Here is a 23760-nt window from a genome sequence, read left to right on the forward strand (position 1 = left end):
TAGGAGAAGGACTATGGAAGACCCGAGCAGTCAGAATTTGTTGCTACAGTTTGTATTGTTATTTATCTTGACCCTGTTAAATGCTTTTTTCTCAGCCACTGAAATGGCGATGGTGTCACTAAACCGTTCCCGAGTGGAGCAAAAGGCAGAAGAGGGAGACAAACGTTACATTCGTTTGTTAAAGGTACTTGAAAATCCTAACCACTTTTTATCAACCATTCAAGTCGGTATCACCTTGATCACGATCTTGTCAGGGGCAAAATTGGCAGATACACTTGGACAAGTAATTGCCTCTTGGATGGGGAATGGAGAAACAACTTATGCCATTGCAAGTTTCCTCTCTTTGGCATTCTTGACCTACATCTCTATTGTTTTTGGTGAACTCTATCCTAAACGGATTGCCCTTAATCTAAAAGATGCCTTAGCCATTCGCTCTGTTCCGATTATCATTGGGCTTGGGAAGATTGTCAGTCCCTTTGTCTGGTTGTTATCTGCTTCAACCAATCTCTTGAGTCGTTTAACGCCAATGACCTTTGATGATGCAGATGAAAAAATGACTCGAGATGAAATTGAGTACATGTTGACCAAAAGTGAGGAAACTTTGGATGCAGACGAAATCGAGATGTTACAAGGGATTTTCTCTCTAGATGAGCTGATGGCGAGAGAAGTCATGGTTCCTCGGACGGATGCCTTTATGGTGGATATTCAGGATGATAGTCAAACCATTATCCAAAGTATTCTAAAGCAAAATTTCTCACGTATCCCTGTTTATGATGGGGATAAGGACAATGTGATTGGTTTGATTCATACCAAGCGTTTGCTAAACGCTGCCTATGCAGATGGCTTTGAAAACATTGTCTGGAAGAAGATCTTACAAGATCCACTCTTTGTTCCTGAAACTATTTTTGTGGATGACTTGCTAAAAGAATTGCGAAATACCCAAAGACAAATGGCCATTTTGCTCGATGAATATGGTGGTATGGCTGGACTGGTCACACTGGAAGACCTGCTGGAGGAGATTGTCGGAGAAATCGACGACGAGACAGACCGAGCAGAAATCGAAGTCCATCAAATCGGTGAGGACACCTATATTGCACAGGGAACTATGAATCTTAACGACTTCAATAACTACTTTGGTGTCGAACTAGAAAGCGATGATGTGGATACCATCGCCGGTTATTATTTGACGGGTGTTGGTACGATTCCAACAACTGAAAAAATCAGTTACCAACTGGTCAGTCAAAACAAGCAAATCGTCCTGACCAATGATAAGGTGAAAAATGGACGTGTTACCAAGGTAAAAGTTCAAATCACAGAACTAGAACCTGAAGAAGAAACAGAATAAAGCAGTGACTTGAGTCACTGCTTTATATTTCCCCCAATTCGCCCCAAAAGTTTTTCGAAGTTATCCGTATTTATCTGAAGAAAAAATAAAAAAAGCCCGATTTTTTGGGCTTTTCATTTGGTTAATTCCTGTTAATTCAGGTACTGAAAGGCGGTAGACGGATTTGAACCGACGATCAAGCTTTTGCAGAGCCGTGCCTTACCACTTGGCTATACCGCCTCAACGTTTATTATTATACCTTGAAAATCATTTCCCGTCAATAGTTTCTTATTCTAAAATCCAATTTAGGAAAACAGATGATGATTGAGGAAGTGAGAAAAAGCTTGTAAAAATCCCATTCTAATAGAGGGTCAGACTAGAAAGTATTTCTTGAAGAAACAAACAAAGAATGCAGAAATTTTGACAAATAGAAGTTTTTTGAGGAAATGCGCCTAAATATTCTGAAAATTCGTTTACTTTTTAAAAAATATATGTTATAATTTCCAATAAGCCTAAATTTTTCAAGAGGAGTTAAAAACATGAAAAAAAGTAGAGTATTTGTTGCAGCAGGTGTTGCTTTATTAGCAGCAGGAGTACTAGCTGCTTGCGGTTCTTCAAAATCATCTGATTCAACAGCGCCAAAAAATTATGGCTATGTTTATACAGCTGATCCAGAAACATTGGATTACCTCATTTCAGGGAAACAAAGTACTAAGGTTGCCACTTCAAATGGTATCGATGGTCTCTTCACAAATGACAAGTATGGGAACCTAGTTCCTGCAGTTGCAGAAGACTGGTCAGTTTCAAAAGATGGTTTGACTTATACCTATAAGATTCGTAAAGGTGTTAAATGGATGACATCAGATGGCGAAGAATATGCTGAAGTGAAAGCGAAAGACTTTGTAAATGGCTTGAAACACGCGGCTGATAACAAGTCTGAAGCACTTTATCTAGCAGAAGATTCAGTTAAAGGTCTAGCTGACTATAAAGCTGGAAATAATAAAGACTTTTCTTCAGTCGGTGTAAAGGCAGTTGATGATTATACTCTTGAGTATACTTTGAATCAACCAGAACCATACTGGAACTCTAAGATGGCCTACGCAATCTTCTGGCCATTGAACGAAGATTTTGAAAAATCAAAAGGGGCTGACTTTGCCAAAGCAACTGACCCTACATCATTGCTTTACAATGGTCCATTCTTACTGAAAGGTTTGACTGCTAAATCTTCTATAGAGTTTGCTAAGAATGAAAACTACTGGGACAAAGATAATGTTCACATTGATAAAGTAACCCTTGCTTTCTATGATGGGTCAGACCAAGAATCTATTGAACGTAACTTTACAAGTGGAGCTTATAGCTATGCTCGTCTTTACCCAACAAGTTCAAACTACTCTAAGGTAGAAGAAACATACAAAGACAATATCTACTACACTCCATCAGGACCTGGTATTGGTGGTTTGGGTGTGAATATTGACCGTCAAGGTTACAAATACACTTCTAAAACAACTGATGAAGAGAAGACTTCTACCAAGAAAGCCCTTCTTAACAAGGACTTCCGTCAGGCTTTGAACTTCGCCTTTGACCGTACTTCTTACTCAGCACAAATTAATGGTAAAGAAGGTGCTCCTCTTGCAGTTCGTAACCTCTTTGTGAAACCAGATTTTGTCTCTGCAGGTGAAAAAACTTTCGGTGACTTGGTAACTGAAAAGATGGCTGCTTACGGTGATGAGTGGAAGAATGTTAACTTTGCGGATGGTCAAGATGGACTCTTCAACGCCGATAAAGCCAAAGCTGAATTTGCCAAAGCTAAAACAGCATTGGAAGCAGAAGGTGTGAAATTCCCTATTCACTTGGATATCCCAGTAGACCAAACATCTAAAAACTATATTGCACGTATCCAATCCTTCAAACAATCCGTTGAAACAGTACTTGGTGAAGGCAACGTAGTCATTGATATCCAACAAATTTCTAAAGATGAGTTGAACAACATCACTTACTACGCAGCTAGCGCAGCAGCAGAAGATTGGGATCTTTCAGGTGCTGTTGGATGGAACCCTGACTATGAAGATCCATCAACTTACCTTGATATCTTGAAGACAACGAATGCTGAACAAACAAAAACATACATGGGTTACGAAGGTGCAGATAATGCTGCAGCGGCTCAAGTTGGTTTGAAAGAATACGATAAGCTAGTTGATGAAGCTGCTAAGGAAACCAACGACTTGAATGTTCGTTATGAAAAATATGCGGCTGCCCAAGCTTGGTTGACAGATAGCTCACTCTTCTTGCCAGCTATGTCATCAAGTGGTGCTGCACCAATCATTTCTCGTGTTGTACCATTCACAGCATCTTACAGTCAATCTGGAGATAAGGGATCAGACGTATACTTCAAGTATATTCAGTTACAAGATAAGGTTGTAACAAAAGCTGACTATGAACAAGCTCGTGAAAAATGGCTCAAAGAGAAAAAAGAATCAAACGAAAAAGTTCAAAAAGAATTGGCTAACCACGTTAAATAAATAACTCTCAAGAGAACTTTCTCTCCATGAGGAGAAGGTTCTTTTGGGATTTTAAAAGGAAACGATATGAAGAAATATATTTTTATGCGTGTATTGCGTTCATTGTTGTCTATTTTCTTGGTGACAACATTGACCTACACAATTATCTATACGATGGTTCCTCGAAAATTGATTTTCAAGCAGGATACCAACTATAACAAGATTGCAACGACGCCGGACAAGCGGGATAATTATGAAAATACCGTTTATGAACGGATGGGCTATATCGAGTACTACGATACCAAAGAGTTGCAAGAAAGAGCGAGCTCACTGGACTCATCTGTAACAGTGGATGCCAATGATACCAATAAGGCAATCTATGAAAAATACATCAACCAACTAGGAAATGGTTGGACACTCGGTGTGTTCTCAGAAAGTGGTCAATTCTATGCTACGCGTGAAATTCCAATTTTTGAACGTGTTTTCAAATTCTATTCCAACTTGATTGATATTGATCATCCAAACAAGATTCAAGACCCTGAAAATCCAAACTTGCAACGTTATCTTCGTTTTGAAAATGACCCTGCTATCGGTTGGTCATTGGTTGGTTCAGGTACAAAACATAAGTATCTTTTGTATTTCAACAATCAATTTCCATTTGTACACCAAAACTTTGTGAACATCAACTTGGGTGACTCTTACCCAACTTATGCAAACACACCAGTGCTTCAAGTTATCACACAAGGTCAGGGACAAACTAAGACATCAGAAGTTCAATTCCCTATGGGTAAAAAGACTTCATCGGTAGATATTTACTCTCGTACTTACAAATCTCCAAGTCAAGCAGACGCGCGTGAGGTAGCCAACTATGGTAAAGACGATCCATATACAGCTACAGAAAGCAATTACCAATACCCATCAATGATTGCAAGTTCAGCGGTTGCTGGTTTGATTGGTTTGATTATTTCGTATGCGATTGCGATTCCACTTGGATCTGCTATGGCTCGCCACAAAAATACTTGGATTGACAGCTTCTCGACAGGTGCTCTGACCTTCTTGCTTGCCCTTCCAACGATTGCCTTGGTTTATATCGTCCGCTTGATTGGATCATCAATTGGTCTGCCTGACTCATTCCCTATTTTGGGTGCTGGAGATTGGCGTTCTTATGTCTTACCAGCAGTCATTCTAGGTTTGTTGGGTGCGCCAAGTACAGCTATCTGGATTCGTCGTTACATGATCGACTTGCAATCTCAGGACTTTGTACGTTTTGCTCGTGCCAAAGGTTTGTCTGAAAAAGAAATTTCAAATAAACACATCTTTAAAAATGCCATGGTTCCTTTGGTTTCAGGTATTCCTGGTGCCGTAATCGGAGTTATTGGTGGTGCAACATTGACAGAAACAGTCTTCGCCTTCCCAGGTATGGGTAAAATGTTGATTGACTCTGTTAAGGCATCAAACAACTCAATGGTAGTTGGTCTCGTCTTTATCTTTACATGTATTTCTATCTTCTCACTCTTTGTAGGAGATATCTGGATGACCATGCTTGACCCACGTATTAAATTGACAGAGAAAGGAGGCAAATAATGTCAACAATCGATAAAGAAAAATTTCAGTTCGTAAAACGTGACGATTTTGCCTCTGAAACAATTGATGCTCCTGCCTATTCATACTGGGGTTCTGTATTTAGACAATTTCTAAAGAAAAAATCAACAGTCATTATGTTGGGGATTTTGGTTGCCATTATCTTGATGAGCTTTATTTACCCAATGTTCTCAGATTTTGACTTCAACGATGTAAGTAAGGTCAATGACTTTTCTGCTCGTTTTATCAAGCCCAATGCTGAACATTGGTTTGGTACAGATAGCAATGGTAAATCCTTGTTTGATGGGGTTTGGTTTGGTGCGCGTAATTCAATTCTTATCTCTGTAATTGCCACTTTTATCAACCTTGTGATCGGGGTTATTGTTGGTGGAATTTGGGGAATTTCAAAATCCGTTGACCGCGTCATGATGGAAGTTTATAACATTATTTCAAACATTCCATCTCTCTTGATTGTCATTGTCTTGACTTACTCAATTGGTGCTGGTTTCTGGAATTTGATTTTTGCCATGAGTGTGACAACTTGGATTGGGATTGCTTATATGATTCGTATCCAAATCATGCGTTATCGTGATTTGGAATACAACCTTGCTTCTCAAACACTTGGAACACCAACCTTTAAAATCATTGTTAAAAATATCATGCCGCAATTGGTATCTGTTATTGTTTCTACAATGACCTTGATGTTGCCAAGCTTCATCTCTTATGAAGCCTTCCTTTCCTTCTTTGGATTGGGATTGCCTGTAACAGTGCCAAGTTTGGGACGTTTGATCTCAGATTACTCACAAAACGTTACGACCAACGCTTACTTGTTCTGGATTCCATTGACTACCTTGATTTTGGTATCTCTATCTCTTTTTGTTGTTGGTCAAAACCTAGCGGATGCTAGTGATCCACGTACACATAGATAGGAGTAGACATGATAAAAGGGAAAAATGTAATTTTGACTGCTCGTGATATTGTCGTGGAATTTGACGTTCGTGACAAAGTTCTGACGGCTATCCGAGGAGTTTCTCTAGACTTGATTGAAGGAGAAGTTCTGGCCTTGGTAGGTGAGTCCGGTTCTGGTAAATCTGTTTTAACAAAAACCTTTACAGGGATGTTAGAAGACAATGGGCGTATTGCCCAAGGAAGCATCGACTATCGTGGACAAGACTTGACTGCTCTTACTTCTAACAAGGAATGGGAGAAGATTCGTGGTGCTAAGATTGCGACTATCTTCCAAGACCCTATGACAAGTTTGGACCCAATCAATACAATCGGTAGCCAAATCACTGAAGTGATCATTAAACACCAAGGGAAAACAGCTAAGGAAGCCAAAGAGATGGCAATCGACTATATGAACAAGGTCGGAATTCCAGACGCTGAAAAACGTTTTGATGAGTATCCTTTCCAATATTCTGGAGGGATGCGTCAACGTATCGTTATCGCGATTGCCCTTGCATGTCGTCCAGATATCTTAATCTGTGACGAGCCGACAACGGCCCTTGATGTAACCATTCAAGCACAAATCATTGATTTGCTTAAAACCTTGCAAAATGAGTACCACTTTACCATTATCTTTATCACCCATGACCTTGGTGTGGTAGCAAGTATTGCCGATAAGGTAGCGGTTATGTATGCTGGGGAAATTGTAGAATACGGTACTGTTGAGGAAGTCTTCTACGATCCACGTCATCCATACACTTGGAGTCTCTTGTCTAGCTTGCCACAGCTTGCTGATGATAAAGGGGAATTGTACTCTATCCCAGGAACACCACCGTCTCTTTATACTGAGTTGAAAGGTGATGCCTTTGCCCTTCGTTCAGATTATGCGATGCAAATTGATTTTGAAGAGAAAGCACCTAAGTTTTCAGTCACTGATACCCACTGGGCTAAGACTTGGTTGCTTCATGAGAATGCTCCTAAAGTTGAAAAACCTGGAGTCATTGCAGATTTGCATGACAAAATTCGTGATAAAATGGGCTTTGCTCATCTAGAAGACTAGGAGGAAGGAAATGTCTGAAAAATTAGTAGAAATTAAAGATTTAGAAATTTCCTTCGGTGAAGGAAGTAAGAAGTTTGTCGCGGTTAAAAACGCCAACTTCTTTATCAACAAGGGAGAAACTTTCTCTCTTGTAGGTGAATCTGGTAGTGGGAAAACAACCATTGGTCGTGCCATTATTGGTTTAAATAATACTAGTAAAGGTGAGATCATCTTTGATGGTCATAAGATTAATGGGAAAAAATCTCATAAAGAATCATCAGACTTGATTCGTCGTATCCAGATGATTTTCCAGGACCCTGCAGCGAGCTTGAATGAGCGTGCAACAGTTGACTATATCATCTCTGAAGGTCTTTACAACTATCACTTGTTTAAAGATGAAGAAGATCGAAAAGAAAAAGTTCAAAAGATGATTCATGAAGTTGGACTTTTGAAAGAACACTTGACCCGCTATCCACATGAGTTTTCTGGTGGGCAACGCCAGCGTATCGGGATTGCCCGTGCCCTTGTGATGGAACCTGATTTCGTTATTGCGGATGAGCCAATTTCAGCCTTGGACGTATCAGTGCGTGCGCAAGTCTTGAACTTGCTCAAGAAGTTCCAAAAAGAGTTGGGCTTGACCTATCTCTTTATCGCGCATGACTTGTCAGTTGTTCGCTTTATCTCAGATCGTATCGCGGTTATCTATAAGGGAGTTATCGTCGAAGTGGCGGAGACAGAGGAGTTGTTTAACAATCCCGTCCACCCATACACTCAAGCACTTCTATCTGCTGTACCGATTCCAGATCCAATCTTGGAACGCAAGAAGGTCTTGAAAGTTTACGATCCTGACCAACATGACTATGAGACAGACAAGCCATCTATGGTAGAAATTCGTCCAGGTCACTATGTTTGGGCTAACCAAGCAGAACTTGCTCGTTACAAGGAAGCTCTTAAAAAATAAACAGACTAAGAGAGGACCGAAAGGTCTTCTCATTTTTAATAAAAAAATTCCCCTTCTACTAGCTTGTAAAAGGGGGAATTGTATTATCATTAGCGTTTAGACCAAGTGCGTTTCATAAAGAGTAGCAAAATGGGGTATATCTCTAAGCGACCTGCGATCATTGCAAAGGAGAGCAGGAGCTTAGAAATGGGGCTAAAGATGGCAAAACTCGAGGTTGTACCTAGAATAGGTCCAATATTGTTAAAACAGCTGAAGACCGCACTGGTCACGACTAGAAAATCATTGTTATCAAGACTGACGATAAAGATGAGAGAGAGGATAATCATCATATAGATGGCAAAATACTTAAGAATCTTGTGTTGGGTATCCTTATCAATCACAGTTTTATTGACGTGTAGAGTCAAAACACGGTGAGGGGATAAGGTGGATAAAATCTGATTTTTTGCGATTTTAGAGAGGATGAGTCCTCTGATCACCTTAAGACCACCTGCAGTTGAGCCAGCTGATCCACCGATTCCCATGAGGAAGAGGAGGATAAATTGGGAGAAGAGGGGCCAGTTGGTAATATCTCCGTAACCAAAACCTGTTGTCGTGATGATATTGGAAACCTGGAAGAAGGCCATTTCAACACTTTTGGAAACCCCTTGGTAGAGGTGGAGCGTATTAAGAGTAATCAAGCCAGTAGAAACTAGGACAATGATGATATATGCTCGTAGTTCTTCATCTCCAAAGAAAGCCTTAATCCGACGGAGCATGAGGTAGTAGTAGAGATTGAAGTTAACCCCAAAAACCAACACTCCGATACTAACGAGATAGGTGATAAGTGAGCTACCGTAGTGGGCAATTCCGTCGTTATATACGGTAAAGCCCCCAGTTCCTGCTGTTCCCATAGCGATGACAAAACTATCATAGAGAGGCATGCCTGCTAGGTAGTAGATAACCACAAAAAGGGAGAAGAGAGCCAGATAAAGCAGATAGAGAATCTGGGCAGTGTTTTTTAGCTTGGATACGACCTTGCCAAAGACAGGTCCAGGGACCTCAGCCTTCATCACTTCCAAGTGGCTATTCTTAGCATTGTCCATAATGGCAAGTGCAAAGACGAGCACCCCCATCCCTCCTATCAAGTGGGTGAAACTTCTCCAGAAGAGGAGGGAATGAGTGAGAACGGAAACATCTGTTAGGATAGTAGCACCAGTCGTCGTAAATCCAGAACTGATTTCAAAGAAGGCATCGATGATGCTGGGGATTTGTCCTGAAAAGACAAAGGGGAGGCCACCAAAGAAAGACCATAGAATCCAACAGAGGGCAACAATTAAGACTCCTTCCTTGGCATAAATCCGTTGATTTTTTGGTTTCCGTAAAACACCTAGACCACCAAGAAGGACTAAAATTTCAATCGTAGAAAAGAGAGCGATAAATACTTGACTGGATTCTTGGTAATAGATCGCTACACTAACAGGTACTAGGAGAAGAACAGCCTCAATCAAGAGAAGTTTTGAGAGGAGGTAACGAATCATACTTTTATTCATTTTTTACCTCTCGATCAAATCATAAATTTTGGTGATGTTTGGCAATAAGGTCGTCACGAGCAACTTGTCTCCTACCTCAAGCATATCCTCTCCGGTAGGGAAGATTGTTTTTCCTTTTCGGATAATGGCTGCGATGAGAACCCCTTTCTTCAATTTCAGATGTGAAAGAGGTTTGGCAGTCATTTTATTAGCTTCCTTGATTTGGAATTGGAGAGTTTCAATTTGACCGTTTGCTAGATGGTGCATGGCTTGAAGGTCTGAGTACTGAGCGTTTACTCGACCACGGATAAAGTGCATAATGGTATCTACTGCGATGCTTTTTGGTGTGATGATACTTGAAAAATCAGGTGCGTGGATAATCTCTAGAAGGCTTGTTCGGTTGACCTTGGTGATATTCTTATGGACGCCAACACGGTCAAGAAACATAGAAGTGATGATATTTTCCTCATCAACTCCAGTCAAGGTTGCGACTGCATCATAGTGGGGAGCACTTTCTTCCAGCAAAATGTCTTTTGCAGTTCCATCTCCTTGGACAATATAGAGATTGGGAAACTTTTCACTGAAGAAACGAGCTCTTTCAGGATTGATCTCGATGACCTTGGTATCAATGCGACTGTCTTTTAAAATGCCGAGAAGATAATAAGCGATCTTTCCAGCTCCAACGATAAGCAAGCTTTTCACTGCACGAGATTTAAAATAGTTATGGAAAAGCATCATATCTACACGATTTCCCGTAACAAAAATCCTATCCTTGTCTTGGATAGTAACATCACCACTTGGAATCATCAGTTGATGATCTCTCTCCATAGCACAGACGATAACATTACCAAATTTTTTACGGAAGTCTGAGATTGGCATTTGACAAAGACCGCTAGAGTCCTTGACAACAAATTCCATGAGACTGACCCGACCTCCAGCAAATCGTTCGACAGAGAGGGCATTAGGGAAATCAATGATATTTGAGATCGCACGCGCTGCTAGGAGTTCTGGATTAACAATAAGTGAAAATCCAAGAATGTTTTTCTCTTTAAAATAGGCATTAGAGTATTCAGGATTTCGCACCCGAACGATGGTTTCTTTAGCCCCCATTTTTTTAGCAAGTACCGCTGAAATCATATTCACTTCATCGTGTTCGGTTAGGGCGATAAAGATATCGCACTCTTGAACACTGGCTTGCTCTAAGATGGCAAAGTCAGCACCATTTCCAAGGAGACCTATGATATCATAGCGGCTGACAATGTGATTGAGGACGGCCTCATCTTGTTCGATAAGGACAACGTCATGGTTTTCTGCAACAAGTGAACGACAGAGGGCGAAACCAACTTTCCCTCCACCAACAAGGACAATTTTCATATAAAAAACCTACTTTTTCATGATGTAACTATCATACCCTTTTTTAGCAAAAAATGCACTTGCTAAGGCGATTTTTAGGGGAAGAAAGGCTTCTTTCAAGTTTTGAAGATACATTTGCTTAACTTCTATGACAATGTCACCGATTTGAAGTGATTTGGCTCTTTTACCATACCTTTTCAGAAAGGGAATAACCAAACATGAAAATATCATCAAAAAAAAGTAAAAAAATCAAGTCATTTCTATTGACAATGATTCTGAAAGTGTTATACTAAGGAAGTAGTTTCGCTGATTTACTTCAAACCTGTTGTGAGGTAAGTTAACGACGCCTTAACCACGCTGTTTGCTGAGCTTGACTCCGGGCAGTGTGGCTATTTTTTTGCAATGATAAAAGGAAGCCAGTCATGACAAATCACATTGTATTATTTGAACCTCAGATTCCACAAAACACAGGTAACATTGCGCGTACTTGCGCTGCGACCAATTCTCCCCTTCACATCATCAAACCGATGGGATTTCCGATTGATGACCGCAAGATGAAGCGGGCTGGTTTGGACTACTGGGATAAGCTTGAGATTTATTTTTATGACAGTTTGGAAGATTTCATGTCTCAGATGAAGGGTAAACTCTATCTGATTTCAAAATTTGCGGAAAAAGTCTATTCTGAAGCAGATTTATCGACGGACGAAGACCATTATTTTCTCTTTGGACGTGAAGACAAGGGCTTGCCTGAGGACTTTATGCGGGAGCATCCCGAAAAGGCTCTCCGTATTCCTATGAATGATGAACATGTCCGCAGTCTCAATGTTTCCAATACCGTCTGCATGATTGTATATGAGGCTCTTCGTCAGCAGAATTTTGCAGGTCTTGAGCTTGTTCACACCTATGAAGCAGATAAATTGAAATAATCAAAATGCTTGCACTTGCAAGCGTTTTTTGTTATGATAAAGGGGTCTTCAGGGCAGGGTGAGATTCCCGACCGGCGGTAAATTTGACTAGCTATTTTAGCTTTCTTGTCGTTGTCTTGTCTCGATATACTCAAGTATTATCTTCGACTGCGACGCCTAGGTAAATCTAAAATATCTTAGCCAAATAAGTCCGCGAGCGCAAGCTGATGTGGTGCAATTCCACAACCGACAGTATAGTCTGGATGGGAGAAGACGAAAGAATGGCTTTGTCTGTTCTGATGAGTTTATTGATGAATTGCAACCGCTTGCTCAAAAGAGTGAGAGGGAACTTTTGGGATATAAAAAGTGAGAATAGATAGAGGGATCCTTTCCAACTTCTTCTGATTTTATAGAAAATTGGAGGAACCTGTTATGACAAACACACGTCGAATTTCGACCATTGCGATTTTATCAGCCATTTCATTTGTGCTGATGTACTTTGACTTTCCGCTCTTGCCAGCGGCAACCTTCCTCAAGATCGAGTTTAGTATCTTGCCAGTCCTTGTGGGCTTGGTGGTGATGGATTTGCCAGCAGCTCTAGGAATTCTCTTGATGCGCTCACTCTTGAAGTTGCTTCTGAATAGCCAAGGAGTGAACACCTACATTGGCTTGCCAATGAATGTCGTAGCTCTGGGAGTTTTTGTTATCGCTTTTGGTTTGATTTGGAAAAAGGAGCGTAGCACCCTTCGTTTCCTACTAGCATCTCTAGCGGGAACTATTGGGTTGACTTCTGCCATGTTGGTTCTCAACTATGTCTATGCGGTTCCTTTGTACGCGCAGTTTGCCAACTTTGATATTAGAGAAATTATAGGACTTTCTAACTACTTGATGACTATGGTTTTACCTTTTAACCTGATTGAAGGTATCATCTTTGCCGTTTCATTCTGGTTGTTATATGTCCTCTTGAAACCAACCTTAAAACATTATGAGAGATAAACAAACATTTTTAATGAAGGGCAGTTTTGCCCTTTTACTTTTCGTCCTTCTTGGCTATATGGTTAAGTTCTATCCTGAAATGCTAGTCGGTTTTGATCAACCGATTCAGACTGCTCTTCGTGGGGACTTGCCAGATTATTTGACAGTTCTATTCCGTGCGCTTACGCATTTGATTGATATCCCAGTAATCATTACCTGGGTTGCCATCGCAGCCTTTATCTTTTATCGTAAGCAGTGGAAGATAGAAAGCTACTTCATGGCGGGTAATCTAGCCTTAGCCGGTCTTTTAATCGTGACCTTTAAAAACATCTACCAGCGCCCACGGCCAGCCATTTTACACTTGGTAGAGGAGAAGGGATTTTCTTTTCCAAGTGGTCATTCTCTGGCAGTGACGCTGATGGTAGGTACTCTGATTGTCATTCTCAGTCAACGGATTAAAGATCCGGTTTGGAGAAAAATTGTGCAAATCGTCCTTGGCTTCTACCTCGTCAGTGTGCTTCTATCTCGGGTCTATCTGGGAGTTCACTACCCATCAGATGTGCTTGCCAGTTTCTGTGTAGGTTTGGGAGTCTTGTTTATCGAATTTCCTTTCTATGACAAGCTTCGCTTCCAATGGCGATTTAAAGGCAAGCAGAAGTGAGTATCGAATTCTCTTGAGGAGAAAGAAATGAAAGTCAATATAACAGATCTCCATCCGACTCAACTATACTTATCAGAAAAGAAACTAGAAGGCATCCAGACACTTTATCAGTCGGCAGAAATAATCAATGTTGCTCCAATCAGTGTTCTTGCATTCGGAGACTGCTTGTTGATTACAGACGGGCATCACAGGGCTTATCAGGCTTTATTGGCAGGTAGGGATACGATTTCTGCTGAGTGGGATAGAGATGGTGGCGATGAACTGTATTATCTCTATGCGCAAGCTTGTGAGGAAAGAAAGATTTACTCTGTTCTGGATTTAAAAAATCATATCGTATCTCAAGATGAGTATGAAGCAAAATGGTATAACTGGTGTGATGGTTTTAATCAAGCAGCAACTCTTTTATTGAAAAGGAAAGCAGGTGAAACAGATCCTACAAATAGGTAATGCATTGTGTCTTGTTCCTTTTTATATTGAAATTAGTCTAATCTAACTTGTTTTTTAACTAAAAATCTGATAAACTAAGTAGTAATTGAATAGGAATCCGCAAGACTAGTAACTCAAGGGAAGTATATCAGGGAGGAGAGCCGTGACTGCAAGCTCTCTATATGAAAGCTGGGTGAATTCACTTGCGCATGGATTTAGAAATGAAGGTCTGACTTGTCAGATGAAAACGGATGGTACCGCGTGTCAACGCTCCGAGTGGAGTTTTTGGCATGTGGTTTTCTTTTTATCTTATGAGAGACTGATGGAGGAAATATGTCAACTATTGAAGAACAATTAAAAGCGCTTCGCGAAGAAACGCTGGCTAGCTTGCAGCAGATTACTGCTGAAAACGAAAAAGAGATGCAAGACTTGCGTGTCTCTGTCCTTGGTAAAAAGGGTTCGCTTACTGAAATCCTCAAAGGGATGAAAGATGTCTCTGCTGAGATGCGCCCAATCATCGGGAAACACGTCAATGAAGCGCGTGATGTCTTGACAGCTGCTTTTGAAGAAACAGCTAAGCTTTTGGAAGAAAAGAAAGTCGCAGCTAAATTAGCTAGCGAGAGTATCGATGTGACACTTCCAGGCCGCCCAGTTGCGACTGGTCACCGTCATGTCCTCACACAAACCAGTGAAGAAATCGAAGATATTTTCATCGGGATGGGTTACCAAGTCGTGGATGGTTTTGAAGTGGAGCAAGACTACTATAACTTTGAGCGCATGAACCTTCCAAAGGACCATCCAGCTCGCGATATGCAGGACACTTTCTATATCACAGAAGAAATCTTGCTCCGTACCCACACGTCTCCAGTTCAGGCGCGTGCCATGGACGCCCATGATTTTTCAAAAGGTCCTTTGAAGATGATCTCACCAGGGCGTGTATTCCGTCGTGACACGGACGATGCAACCCACAGTCACCAATTCCACCAAATCGAAGGCTTGGTTGTTGGGAAAAATATCTCTATGGCGGACCTTCAAGGAACACTTCAGTTGATTGTGCAAAAAATGTTTGGTGAAGAGCGTCAGATCCGTCTGCGTCCATCTTACTTCCCATTCACAGAGCCATCTGTTGAGGTGGATGTTTCCTGCTTCAAGTGTGGCGGAGACGGCTGTAACGTATGTAAGAAAACAGGTTGGATTGAAATCATGGGTGCCGGTATGGTTCACCCACGTGTCCTTGAGATGAGTGGTATTGATGCAACGGTTTACTCTGGTTTTGCCTTTGGTCTTGGTCAAGAGCGTGTAGCCATGCTCCGTTACGGAATCAACGATATTCGTGGATTCTACCAAGGCGATGTCCGCTTCTCAGAACAGTTTAAATAAGATTGAAACCTGCAACACAGTCCTAGTCATTTTCTCTCGATGAGAATGGTGAGGACTGACTCGAAGAAAAAGAAAGGAATTGAAAAGGTACCACTTGGTGGTATCTTACAATCAGAATTATGCTTGTATCTTATAAATGGTTAAAAGAATTGGTGGACATTGATGTGCCATCACAAGAGTTGGCTGAAAAAATGTCAACTACAGGGATTGAGGTCGAAGGTGTCGAATCACCGGCTGCTGGTCTCTCAAAAATTGTCGTCGGTGAGGTCTTGTCTTGTGAAGATGTGCCCGAAACACACTTGCATGTCTGCCAAGTCAATGTGGGTGAAGAAGAAGCCCGTCAAATCGTCTGTGGTGCACCAAATGTGCGCGCTGGTATCAAGGTCATGGTGGCACTTCCGGGAGCTCGTATCGCGGACAATTACAAGATTAAAAAAGGAAAAATCCGTGGTTTAGAGTCACTTGGAATGATTTGTTCCCTTGGTGAATTAGGTATTTCTGACTCAGTTGTGCCAAAGGAATTCGCAGATGGTATCCAAATCTTGCCTCAAGATGCTGTTCCTGGGGACGAAGTCTTTTCTTACCTAGACTTGGATGATGAAATTATCGAGCTTTCCATCACACCAAACCGTGCAGATGCTCTATCTATGCGTGGAGTAGCACACGAAGTAGCAGCCATCTATGACAAGTCTGTGAACTTTAAAGAGTTTGCTCTTGCTGAAACGGATCAAGCTGCAGCGGATGCTCTTTCTGTCAATATTGACACAGACAAGTCTCCTTACTATGCGACCCGTATCTTGGATAATGTGACTATCGCACCAAGTCCACAATGGTTGCAAAACCTTCTTATGAATGAAGGTATCCGTCCCATCAATAACGTTGTAGACGTGACCAACTATATCCTACTCTACTTTGGTCAACCGATGCATGCCTTTGACTTGGATACCTTTGAAGGGACTGACATCCTTGTGCGTGAAGCACGTGCTGGTGAAAAATTGGTGACCTTGGATGGTGAAGAGCGTGACTTGGAAACAAATGACTTAGTCATCACTGTCGCAGACAAGCCAGTAGCCCTTGCAGGTGTTATGGGTGGTCAAGCAACAGAAATCTCTGAAAATTCTAGTCGTGTTGTCCTTGAAGCTGCTGTTTTTAATGGCCAATCCATTCGTAAGACTAGCGGACGCCTTAACCTACGCTCTGAATCATCTTCTCGCTTTGAAAAAGGCATCAATGTGGCAACAGTCAATGAAGCCCTTGATGCGGCAGCTAGCCTGATTGCGGAACTTGCAGGTGCGACAGTGCGTAAGGGCATCGTTTCAGCAGGCCAGCTTGATACTTCTGATGTGGAAGTTTCTTCTACTCTTGCAGACGTTAACCGCGTCCTTGGTACGGACCTTTCATATGCTGATGTGGAAGATGTCTTCCGTCGTCTTGGCTTTGGACTTTCTGGAAATGAGGAAGCCTTCACTGTCAGCGTCCCACGTCGTCGTTGGGATATCACCATCGAAGCGGACCTCTTTGAAGAAATCGCTCGTATCTATGGTTATGATCGCTTGCCAACTAGTCTTCCAAAAGATGATGGTACAGCTGGTGAATTGACTGCGACACAAAAATTGCGCCGTCAAGTTCGTACCATCGCTGAAGGGGCAGGTTTGACAGAAATCATCACCTACGCTCTGACAACTCCTGAAAAAGCAGTTGAGTTTACGGTTCAACCAAGTAAGCTGACAGAGCTCATGTGGCCAATGACCGTGGACCGTTCAGTTCTCCGTCAAAATATGGTTTCTGGTATCCTTGATACAGTTGCCTACAACGTAGCGCGTAAGAACAAAAACTTGGCTCTTTACGAGATTGGAAAAGTCTTTGAACAAACAGGCAATCCAAAAGAAGAACTTCCAAACGAAATCAACAGTTTTGCCTTTGCCTTAACCGGCTTGGTTGCAGAAAAAGATTTCCAAACGGCAGCAGTTCCAGTTGATTTCTTCTATGCTAAGGGAATCCTTGAAGCCCTCTTTACTCGCTTGGGACTTGCAGTGACTTATACAGCAACATCTGAAATCGCTAGCCTTCACCCAGGACGTACAGCCGTAATCTCACTCGGTGACCAAATTCTTGGTTTTCTTGGGCAAGTACATCCAGTCACTGCCAAGGCTTACGATATCCCAGAAACGTATGTAGCGGAGCTCGACCTCTCAGCCATCGAAGCTGCGCTCCAACCTGCTGCTCCATTTGTGGAGATCACGAAATTCCCAGCAGTCAGCCGTGATATTGCCCTTCTTCTCAAGGCAGAAATTAGCCATCAAGAAGTTGTAAATGCCATCCAAGCTGCAGGCGTAAAACGATTGACAGATATCAAACTCTTTGACGTCTTCTCAGGCGAAAAACTGGGACTTGGTATGAAGTCAATGGCTTACAGTCTGACCTTCCAAAATCCAGAAGATAGCTTGACGGATGAAGAAGTCGCACGTTACATGGAGAAAATCCAAGCTTCTCTCGAAGAAAAAGTGAGTGCAGAAGTACGTTAACTCATCAATCCATCCTTCGGGGTGGATTTTTAGTTTCAAAAGGACAGTTCAGAAGAGAAAAGCGATAGTTGAGGAAAAAATCCTCCTAGACAGTCTTTCATGAGTTATACTAAAGCTATCGCTGAAGCACTTAAAATCCTTAGAAACGGTATTTTTAACTATAAAATATCGTGTTAAAAATGGACATAAATCCTTGTAAAGGCTGTCAAAAAGGAGTATAATAAGTGCAACATATTTTGGAGGTGGAAGATGCTAGAAGTAAGAAATCTAGAGAAAAGTTTCGGTTCCAAGCAAGTCTTGTTTGGTGTAGATTTTCAGGCAAGTCCAGGACGAATTCTAGGACTGGTCGGGAAAAATGGTGCTGGGAAAACAACGATTTTCCACAGTATGTTGAAATTTTTAGAGTATCAAGGAGAGATCAGTCTGGATGGGCAGGAAATTCGTCAGGAAACCTATGCTCGGATTGGCTATCTGCCTGAGGAACGCAGTCTTATGCCCAAGCTGACAGTCCTTGAACAAGTTCGCTACTTGGCGACTCTAAAGGGCATGGATGCCAAGGAGGTCAAGGAGAAACTCCCTCAATGGATGGAAAAACTCGAAGTGAAGGGCAAATTGACCGACAAAATCAAGAGTCTCTCAAAAGGGAATCAGCAGAAAATCCAACTGATTATTACTCTAATTCATGAGCCTGACTTGATTATCCTGGATGAGCCTTTTAGTGGACTGGATCCAGTCAATACCGAGTTGCTCAAACAAGTCATCTTGAAAGAGAAAGAGCGTGGTGCAATCATTATCTTTTCTGATCATGTTATGACCAATGTTGAGGAACTTTGCGATGATATCCTGATGATTCGTGATGGGTGTGTGGTCTTGCATGGACCTGTTCAGGATGTTCGCAATCAATACGGGAAAACACGTCTTTTTGTTTCAAGTGAACGAAGCAAGGAAGAACTGGAAAAACTTCCTCATGTCAAACAGGTGAGCTTGACCAAGCAAGGCAGTTGGAAATTGATCCTCGATGACGAGAGCGCTGGAAGGGAACTCTTCCCAATCCTCACTCAAGGTCAATATATTGCGACCTTTGACCAACAAGCTCCAACAATCGATGAAATCTTTAAACTAGAATCAGGGGTGGAAGTATGAGAAATATGTGGGTTGTAATGAAGGAAACCTATCTCCGACATGTCAAGTCGTGGAGTTTCTTCTTTATGGTGATTTCGCCGTTCCTCTTTTTAGCCTTATCTGTAGGAATCGGCTTTCTCCAAGGGTCTTCTATGGCCAAGAATAGCAAGATAGCAGTAGTGACAACGGTGCCATCTGTGGAAGAAGGGCTCAAGGGTACCAATGGTATCAACTTTGATTATAAGGATGAAGCCAGTGCCCAGGCTGCTATCAAGGATGAGAAAATCAAGGGTTACCTAACCATTGACCAAGAGGACAGTGTTCTCAAGGCCGTCTATCATGGTGAAACTTCTCTTGAAACAGGCATCAAACTAGCAGTAACCAATAAGTTAAACGAACTGCAATATCAACTCAATCGTTCGGCAGCCAATTTGTCTTAAGAACAGGAAAAACGCCTGAGTCAAACTGTTGATTTTACTGAGAAGATTGATGAATCTAAGGAAAACAAAAAAATTGTTCAAACCATTGCGGCCGCAGGGCTTGGTTTCTTCCTTTATATGATTTTGATTACCTATGCTAGTGTCACTGCTCAGGAAGTGGCTAGCGAGAAAGGAACCAAAATCATGGAGGTGGTATTCTCTAGTATCCGAGCTAGTCATTATTTCTACGCTCGCATGCTGGCTCTACTTCTTGTGATTTTGACTCATATTGGCATTTACGTCGTGGGTGGACTTGCTGCCATTCTGCTCTTTAAAGACATCCCTATCTTGGCACAATCTGGAATTTTAAATCATCTAGGAGAGGCTTTCTCGCTCAATACCTTATTGTTTGTCTTGGTTAGTCTCTTTATGTACGTTGTTTTAGCAGCCTTCCTAGGCTCTATGGTTTCTCGCCCTGAGGATTCAGGAAAGGCCTTGTCGCCATTGATGATCTTGATTATAGCAGGATTTGTTGGTGTGACTTCTCTAGGTGCTGCTGGGGATAATTTAGTTCTGAAAATTGGTTCCTATATTCCTTTCATCTCGACCTTCTTTATGCCATTTAGAGCTATAAATGGGTATGCAAGTGGTCTAGAAGCTTGGATTTCGCTTGCCATAACGGTTGTTTTTGCGGTCACTGCGACAGCCTTTATCGGCCGCATGTATGCCAGTCTAGTTCTTCAAACGGATGATTTGGGAATCTGGAAAACCTTTAAACGTGCCTTAGCTTATAAATAGGAGAGCCTCGCAAAAGCGAGGTTTTTCTAGATGTTAAACACTGAAATCGGCAAAAATATTTTTCATATCTATTGACTTTTAGTAGTGAAATTTGGTATGATAGTAGACGGTATTGTTTACCCCATTTGTAAGGCCCCGGAACCTTTCAAATACCCCGCGGACCGGAACATCCGCCCTGTAAACAAAAACGATATTCATATAGGAGAAATCATGAACAAAACTACATTCATGGCTAAACCAGGCCAAGTAGAACGCAAATGGTACGTTGTTGACGCAACTGATGTACCTCTTGGACGCCTTTCAGCAGTTGTTGCTAGCGTACTTCGCGGAAAAAACAAACCAACATTCACACCACACACTGATACAGGTGACTTCGTAATCGTTATCAATGCTGAAAAAGTTAAATTGACTGGTAAAAAAGCAACTGATAAGATTTACTACACTCACTCAAACCACCCAGGTGGATTGAAACAAATCTCTGCTGGTGAACTTCGTTCTAAAAATGCAGTACGTTTGATCGAAAAATCAGTTAAAGGTATGCTTCCACACAATACTCTTGGCCGCGCTCAAGGTATGAAATTGAAAGTATTCGTTGGAGCTGAGCACACTCACGCTGCACAACAACCAGAAGTTCTTGATATTTCAGGACTTATCTAAGGAAAGGAACAATAAAGTATGTCACAAGCACAATATGCAGGTACTGGACGTCGTAAAAACGCTGTTGCACGCGTTCGCCTTGTTCCAGGAACTGGTAAAATCACTGTTAACAAAAAAGATGTTGAAGAGTACATCCCACATGCTGACCTTCGTCTTGTTATCAACCAACCATTCGCAGTTACTTCAACTGTAGGTTCATACGACGTTTTCGTTAACGTTGTAGGTGGTGGATACGCTGGTCAATCAGGAGCTATCCGTCACGGTATCGCTCGTGCCCTTCTTCAAGTAGACCCAGACTTCCGCGATTCATTGAAGCGCGCAGGACTTCTTACACGTGACTCACGTAAAGTTGAACGTAAGAAACCAGGTCTTAAGAAAGCTCGTAAAGCTTCACAATTCTCAAAACGTTAATCAATACGATTATATCAACGTTTCAAAGCACTCAAGAGTTTACCTCATGGGTGCTTTTTTTATGTTTTTTGAAAAAGTTCACCTCAAAGTTTACCTTATTTTCACCTTATTGTTTTAGAGACTTTAAGGCAAATTCACCGACTGCCATAGGGACTACATTTGAAGTATTGACATAAATCTGTGTTGTACCTGTGTCGCTATGTGTTAGAGCTTCAGAAATAGCTTCTAAGCTCATTCCTGCTTGTTTAGCAAGTGTTGCTCCCGTATGCCGTAGTTTGTGTGGCGTAGCGTGTGTAAGCTCTGGGTGTCGCTTTTTGATAGTTTTCATCTTATTATTAAGATAGTCAGCATGTAAAGGTTTATTGATATTCCCTCTGGTATCTATATAAGTGAAAATGAATTGTTCTGAATTGCTGATGATGCCAAACTTTGCCAGTTCATATTTTTGTTGTTTTTTCCATAAAGTCAGAAGTTGAAGCAAGTCACTAGAAATAGAAAAGATAGTTTTTTTATTTCCTTTGGTAGATTTTACTTGTCCGTATCTGTCTAAAGCCTGAATTAACTGAATCTGAGATTTTGAAAAGTCGATATGTTTCCACTGGAGAGCATATGTTTCTGATTTTCTATCTCCAAGGAAAAAGGTGAGATAAAAAAGGACGTAATCTTTGAGTGAGATTTTATCGTTCTCTAAATCTTCTTTAAAAGCTGAGAACCATTCTTGGAGTTGTTCATGAGTTAAATATAAATCTTCATCACGTTTTGATTCTGCAAGTTGAATTTTTTTGACGGCCTTAATTCGTCTTAAAGTTTTTGCAACTCTATTTGCTTCAATATACTCAAGTTCTTCTGCCCAATCAAAAATAGAAATAACGTAACTTCGTAAAGTTTTGAAGTTGGCATATTCGTTGGCTTTTGCCGTCATCAAATTTAGAATAACCTGTTTATTTTGGTTTAAAAATTGAATCGTATAGTTTCCAAGAAGGGGTAGTATATGCTTTTCAAAACATGTTTTTGTATTAGCAATAGTTGACCTACTTGGTGGCTTTGAAGTAGATGTTGTTTGTCCTGCTTTGTAGGATTCCCACCAAATATTAGTATAGAAGTCTGAGAAAAGAATATCTTCTTTGGCTAGTCCCGAAAACGCATGGTCTTCAATTTGGTTTAGCTTCGTAAGTAAGTCTATCTCTGCTTGTCGTGCCTCCTTTCTTGTTTTAAATCTTTTATCATAATAGTTATTATTAACGATGCCAAGAGGCATTCGTGCTTCTATTGGTATATAGACTTTTAATCGGTAAGTTCCGTTTTTTGTCTTACTGATAGTCATGATATTCTCCTTTATATCGAACCAGAAAATATCATGACCATTATAAAATAAAAATCTTGATTTTTCTAGTTGTTACCGTTTAGCCAGCAGTCAATAGCGTCTTTGTGGAATCGAATTGTTTTTCCAATTTTGATTGATGGAAGCCCCCTTTGAATCCATGAATCAAGAGTATTGTTGGAAATTCCCAAATAGTCGCAAGTCTGTTGTTTGTTCAAATAGGGACAACTTAAAGAATTTTTTTCTATTTGTTGTTCAATTTCTTTTTGGATAAGATTGGATAGTAGTAGTTGAATCTGATGAATCTGTTCATCAGGAAGAATTACTTGCATTTATTACCCTCCTTCTTATCTTGGTTCCTCATTGGATTGCATCGACGTGAATCCAAATACTTAGCAAAAAAGTAGGTGCGCTCAATGATAAGTCCTAGAAGTGGTGTGTGATTAGCTCGTGCATACCAGACGAGTTCTTCAAACTCTGTGAAGTCATTCTGTTCAATAATATCCACAACTTCATGCATGAAATCATCTGAGTTATTTTCTACAAGAAATTTATCGAGATTAAAACCACATCCAACTTCAATATCATTTATATCATATTGAGTTTTCTCCTTGTTTTCGGCATGAATGAAGTAGTCAAAAAGTCCTTTGGGAGATTGTACGATTTCTACATGAGCAGGTCCATTCAACTTGTCCTTGATTAGCTCGGAAACTTGTTTATAACTTTTGAGAGAATCAAAGAAGAAAGCCCCGTGTTTGTGAGATTTTTTCAGTTCCCCAGTTTGTCGGTTAATGTCTTTATCGTGCCAAGGACTAAGGATGAAGGGGATGTGTAGTTCTTCAAGAACTTCAAGGTAGTCAGCAGGGGCGCTTTCTTTGTAAAAAAGGAATGTCCACTTGCTGGAGCGTTGTTCTTTTGTCATTTTGATATACCTTTCTGATTACTGATTAC

Annotated in this window: 20 protein-coding genes, 1 tRNA gene, 1 pseudogene and 1 riboswitch; of the genes and pseudogenes, 16 read left to right on the forward strand and 6 right to left on the reverse strand. The window is 41.1% G+C overall.

The window, feature by feature from the left end:
• Nucleotides 1-13: 13 nt before the first annotated feature.
• A complete protein-coding gene (locus tag KX728_RS01270; RefSeq protein WP_061421650.1) occupies nucleotides 14-1345 on the forward strand; it encodes a hemolysin family protein in 1332 nt (443 codons plus the stop codon).
• 148 nt (nucleotides 1346-1493) lie between these two features.
• Here the strand turns inward: KX728_RS01270 and KX728_RS01275 are convergent.
• A tRNA-Cys gene (locus KX728_RS01275) sits at nucleotides 1494-1564 on the reverse strand.
• Nucleotides 1565-1863: 299 nt separating this feature from the next.
• Here KX728_RS01275 and KX728_RS01280 point away from each other — a divergent pair.
• The 5 genes from KX728_RS01280 to KX728_RS01300 all read left to right on the forward strand — a co-directional run bounded on the left by KX728_RS01280 (nucleotide 1864) and on the right by KX728_RS01300 (nucleotide 8348).
• The gene (locus KX728_RS01280; protein ID WP_215805068.1) at nucleotides 1864-3843 is read left to right on the forward strand and encodes a peptide ABC transporter substrate-binding protein; all 1980 of its coding nucleotides are present in this window, start codon (nucleotides 1864-1866) and stop codon (nucleotides 3841-3843) included.
• 66 nt (nucleotides 3844-3909) lie between these two features.
• The gene (locus tag KX728_RS01285; RefSeq protein ID WP_215805067.1) at nucleotides 3910-5406 is read left to right on the forward strand and encodes an ABC transporter permease; all 1497 of its coding nucleotides are present in this window, start codon (nucleotides 3910-3912) and stop codon (nucleotides 5404-5406) included.
• Nucleotides 5406-6332, forward strand: coding sequence for an oligopeptide ABC transporter permease OppC (oppC, locus tag KX728_RS01290; protein WP_007522372.1), 927 nt, complete (start codon nucleotides 5406-5408; stop codon nucleotides 6330-6332). The genes KX728_RS01285 and oppC overlap by 1 nt, the downstream gene beginning before the upstream one ends.
• 8 nt (nucleotides 6333-6340) lie before the next feature.
• A complete protein-coding gene (locus tag KX728_RS01295) occupies nucleotides 6341-7408 on the forward strand; it encodes an ABC transporter ATP-binding protein (protein ID WP_215805066.1) in 1068 nt (355 codons plus the stop codon).
• A 10-nt stretch (nucleotides 7409-7418) separates the two neighbouring features.
• Nucleotides 7419-8348, forward strand: coding sequence for an ATP-binding cassette domain-containing protein (locus tag KX728_RS01300; protein WP_001291306.1), 930 nt, complete (start codon nucleotides 7419-7421; stop codon nucleotides 8346-8348).
• Between the two features lie 89 nt (nucleotides 8349-8437).
• Here the strand turns inward: KX728_RS01300 and KX728_RS01305 are convergent, their stop codons facing one another.
• The gene (locus KX728_RS01305; RefSeq protein WP_215805065.1) at nucleotides 8438-9877 is read right to left on the reverse strand and encodes a TrkH family potassium uptake protein; all 1440 of its coding nucleotides are present in this window, start codon (nucleotides 9875-9877) and stop codon (nucleotides 8438-8440) included.
• A gap of 3 nt (nucleotides 9878-9880) precedes the next feature.
• Entirely contained in the window at nucleotides 9881-11230 is a 1350-nt protein-coding gene (gene trkA / locus KX728_RS01310; RefSeq protein ID WP_215805064.1) for a Trk system potassium transporter TrkA, read from the reverse strand.
• 401 nt (nucleotides 11231-11631) lie between these two features.
• On the opposite strand from trkA, the gene KX728_RS01315 reads away from it, so the two are divergent.
• From KX728_RS01315 to rpsI, 10 genes and pseudogenes are all read left to right on the forward strand, one after another.
• Nucleotides 11632-12135 carry a tRNA (cytidine(34)-2'-O)-methyltransferase gene (locus KX728_RS01315; RefSeq protein WP_033629317.1) on the forward strand — a complete coding sequence of 168 codons (504 nt, stop codon included), beginning with the start codon at nucleotides 11632-11634 and terminating at the stop codon, nucleotides 12133-12135.
• A 40-nt stretch (nucleotides 12136-12175) separates the two neighbouring features.
• A riboswitch (FMN riboswitch) is annotated at nucleotides 12176-12393 on the forward strand.
• A gap of 153 nt (nucleotides 12394-12546) precedes the next feature.
• Nucleotides 12547-13110 (forward strand): ECF transporter S component, encoded by a 564-nt coding sequence (locus tag KX728_RS01320; RefSeq protein WP_215805063.1) that lies wholly within the window; start codon nucleotides 12547-12549, stop codon nucleotides 13108-13110.
• Nucleotides 13100-13750: a phosphatase PAP2 family protein gene (locus KX728_RS01325; protein WP_215805062.1), complete on the forward strand. Its 651-nt coding sequence runs from the start codon at nucleotides 13100-13102 to the stop codon at nucleotides 13748-13750. The genes KX728_RS01320 and KX728_RS01325 overlap by 11 nt, the downstream gene beginning before the upstream one ends.
• A gap of 27 nt (nucleotides 13751-13777) precedes the next feature.
• The gene (locus KX728_RS01330; protein WP_215805061.1) at nucleotides 13778-14197 is read left to right on the forward strand and encodes a chromosome partitioning protein ParB; all 420 of its coding nucleotides are present in this window, start codon (nucleotides 13778-13780) and stop codon (nucleotides 14195-14197) included.
• Between the two features lie 312 nt (nucleotides 14198-14509).
• Nucleotides 14510-15556, forward strand: a complete 1047-nt coding sequence (pheS, locus tag KX728_RS01335) for a phenylalanine--tRNA ligase subunit alpha (protein WP_215805060.1) — start codon at nucleotides 14510-14512, stop codon at nucleotides 15554-15556.
• A 119-nt stretch (nucleotides 15557-15675) separates the two neighbouring features.
• Complete coding sequence (gene pheT / locus KX728_RS01340; RefSeq protein WP_215805059.1) at nucleotides 15676-18081, forward strand: phenylalanine--tRNA ligase subunit beta; 2406 nt, start codon at nucleotides 15676-15678, stop codon at nucleotides 18079-18081.
• 249 nt (nucleotides 18082-18330) lie between these two features.
• On the forward strand, nucleotides 18331-19224 hold the full coding sequence (locus tag KX728_RS01345) for an ABC transporter ATP-binding protein (RefSeq protein WP_215805058.1): 894 nt from the start codon (nucleotides 18331-18333) through the stop codon (nucleotides 19222-19224).
• A pseudogene (locus tag KX728_RS01350) lies at nucleotides 19221-20420 on the forward strand (ABC transporter permease). Before KX728_RS01345 ends, KX728_RS01350 begins: the two are co-directional and overlap by 4 nt.
• A gap of 210 nt (nucleotides 20421-20630) precedes the next feature.
• Nucleotides 20631-21077 carry a 50S ribosomal protein L13 gene (rplM, locus tag KX728_RS01355; protein WP_001044624.1) on the forward strand — a complete coding sequence of 149 codons (447 nt, stop codon included), beginning with the start codon at nucleotides 20631-20633 and terminating at the stop codon, nucleotides 21075-21077.
• Nucleotides 21078-21095: 18 nt separating this feature from the next.
• The gene (gene rpsI, locus KX728_RS01360; RefSeq protein ID WP_000075973.1) at nucleotides 21096-21488 is read left to right on the forward strand and encodes a 30S ribosomal protein S9; all 393 of its coding nucleotides are present in this window, start codon (nucleotides 21096-21098) and stop codon (nucleotides 21486-21488) included.
• A gap of 106 nt (nucleotides 21489-21594) precedes the next feature.
• On the opposite strand, the gene KX728_RS01365 is transcribed toward rpsI, so the two are convergent.
• The 3 genes from KX728_RS01365 to KX728_RS01375 all read right to left on the reverse strand — a co-directional run bounded on the left by KX728_RS01365 (nucleotide 21595) and on the right by KX728_RS01375 (nucleotide 23731).
• A complete protein-coding gene (locus tag KX728_RS01365) occupies nucleotides 21595-22812 on the reverse strand; it encodes a site-specific integrase (protein WP_215805057.1) in 1218 nt (405 codons plus the stop codon).
• A gap of 65 nt (nucleotides 22813-22877) precedes the next feature.
• Nucleotides 22878-23141, reverse strand: coding sequence for a helix-turn-helix domain-containing protein (locus tag KX728_RS01370; RefSeq protein WP_215805056.1), 264 nt, complete (start codon nucleotides 23139-23141; stop codon nucleotides 22878-22880).
• On the reverse strand, nucleotides 23132-23731 hold the full coding sequence (locus tag KX728_RS01375; protein WP_215805055.1) for a replication protein: 600 nt from the start codon (nucleotides 23729-23731) through the stop codon (nucleotides 23132-23134). The genes KX728_RS01370 and KX728_RS01375 overlap by 10 nt, the downstream gene beginning before the upstream one ends.
• Nucleotides 23732-23760 lie beyond the last annotated feature (29 nt).

The organism is Streptococcus oralis, assembly GCF_019334565.1.
GTDB classification, from domain to species: Bacteria; Bacillota; Bacilli; order Lactobacillales; family Streptococcaceae; genus Streptococcus; species Streptococcus oralis_CR.

What these genes read in the sequence shown, in the direction of transcription:
- KX728_RS01270 (WP_061421650.1), top strand. Translation starts at nt 14, where the DNA reads ATGGAAGACCCGAGCAGTCAGAATTTGTTGCTACAGTTTGTATTGTTA.
- KX728_RS01280 (WP_215805068.1), top strand. Translation starts at nt 1,864, where the DNA reads ATGAAAAAAAGTAGAGTATTTGTTGCAGCAGGTGTTGCTTTATTAGCA.
- KX728_RS01285 (WP_215805067.1), top strand. Translation starts at nt 3,910, where the DNA reads ATGAAGAAATATATTTTTATGCGTGTATTGCGTTCATTGTTGTCTATT.
- oppC (WP_007522372.1), top strand. Translation starts at nt 5,406, where the DNA reads ATGTCAACAATCGATAAAGAAAAATTTCAGTTCGTAAAACGTGACGAT.
- KX728_RS01295 (WP_215805066.1), top strand. Translation starts at nt 6,341, where the DNA reads ATGATAAAAGGGAAAAATGTAATTTTGACTGCTCGTGATATTGTCGTG.
- KX728_RS01300 (WP_001291306.1), top strand. Translation starts at nt 7,419, where the DNA reads ATGTCTGAAAAATTAGTAGAAATTAAAGATTTAGAAATTTCCTTCGGT.
- KX728_RS01305 (WP_215805065.1), bottom strand. Translation starts at nt 9,877, where the DNA reads ATGAATAAAAGTATGATTCGTTACCTCCTCTCAAAACTTCTCTTGATT.
- trkA (WP_215805064.1), bottom strand. Translation starts at nt 11,230, where the DNA reads ATGAAAATTGTCCTTGTTGGTGGAGGGAAAGTTGGTTTCGCCCTCTGT.
- KX728_RS01315 (WP_033629317.1), top strand. Translation starts at nt 11,632, where the DNA reads ATGACAAATCACATTGTATTATTTGAACCTCAGATTCCACAAAACACA.
- KX728_RS01320 (WP_215805063.1), top strand. Translation starts at nt 12,547, where the DNA reads ATGACAAACACACGTCGAATTTCGACCATTGCGATTTTATCAGCCATT.
- KX728_RS01325 (WP_215805062.1), top strand. Translation starts at nt 13,100, where the DNA reads ATGAGAGATAAACAAACATTTTTAATGAAGGGCAGTTTTGCCCTTTTA.
- KX728_RS01330 (WP_215805061.1), top strand. Translation starts at nt 13,778, where the DNA reads ATGAAAGTCAATATAACAGATCTCCATCCGACTCAACTATACTTATCA.
- pheS (WP_215805060.1), top strand. Translation starts at nt 14,510, where the DNA reads ATGTCAACTATTGAAGAACAATTAAAAGCGCTTCGCGAAGAAACGCTG.
- pheT (WP_215805059.1), top strand. Translation starts at nt 15,676, where the DNA reads ATGCTTGTATCTTATAAATGGTTAAAAGAATTGGTGGACATTGATGTG.
- KX728_RS01345 (WP_215805058.1), top strand. Translation starts at nt 18,331, where the DNA reads ATGCTAGAAGTAAGAAATCTAGAGAAAAGTTTCGGTTCCAAGCAAGTC.
- rplM (WP_001044624.1), top strand. Translation starts at nt 20,631, where the DNA reads ATGAACAAAACTACATTCATGGCTAAACCAGGCCAAGTAGAACGCAAA.
- rpsI (WP_000075973.1), top strand. Translation starts at nt 21,096, where the DNA reads ATGTCACAAGCACAATATGCAGGTACTGGACGTCGTAAAAACGCTGTT.
- KX728_RS01365 (WP_215805057.1), bottom strand. Translation starts at nt 22,812, where the DNA reads ATGACTATCAGTAAGACAAAAAACGGAACTTACCGATTAAAAGTCTAT.
- KX728_RS01370 (WP_215805056.1), bottom strand. Translation starts at nt 23,141, where the DNA reads ATGCAAGTAATTCTTCCTGATGAACAGATTCATCAGATTCAACTACTA.
- KX728_RS01375 (WP_215805055.1), bottom strand. Translation starts at nt 23,731, where the DNA reads ATGACAAAAGAACAACGCTCCAGCAAGTGGACATTCCTTTTTTACAAA.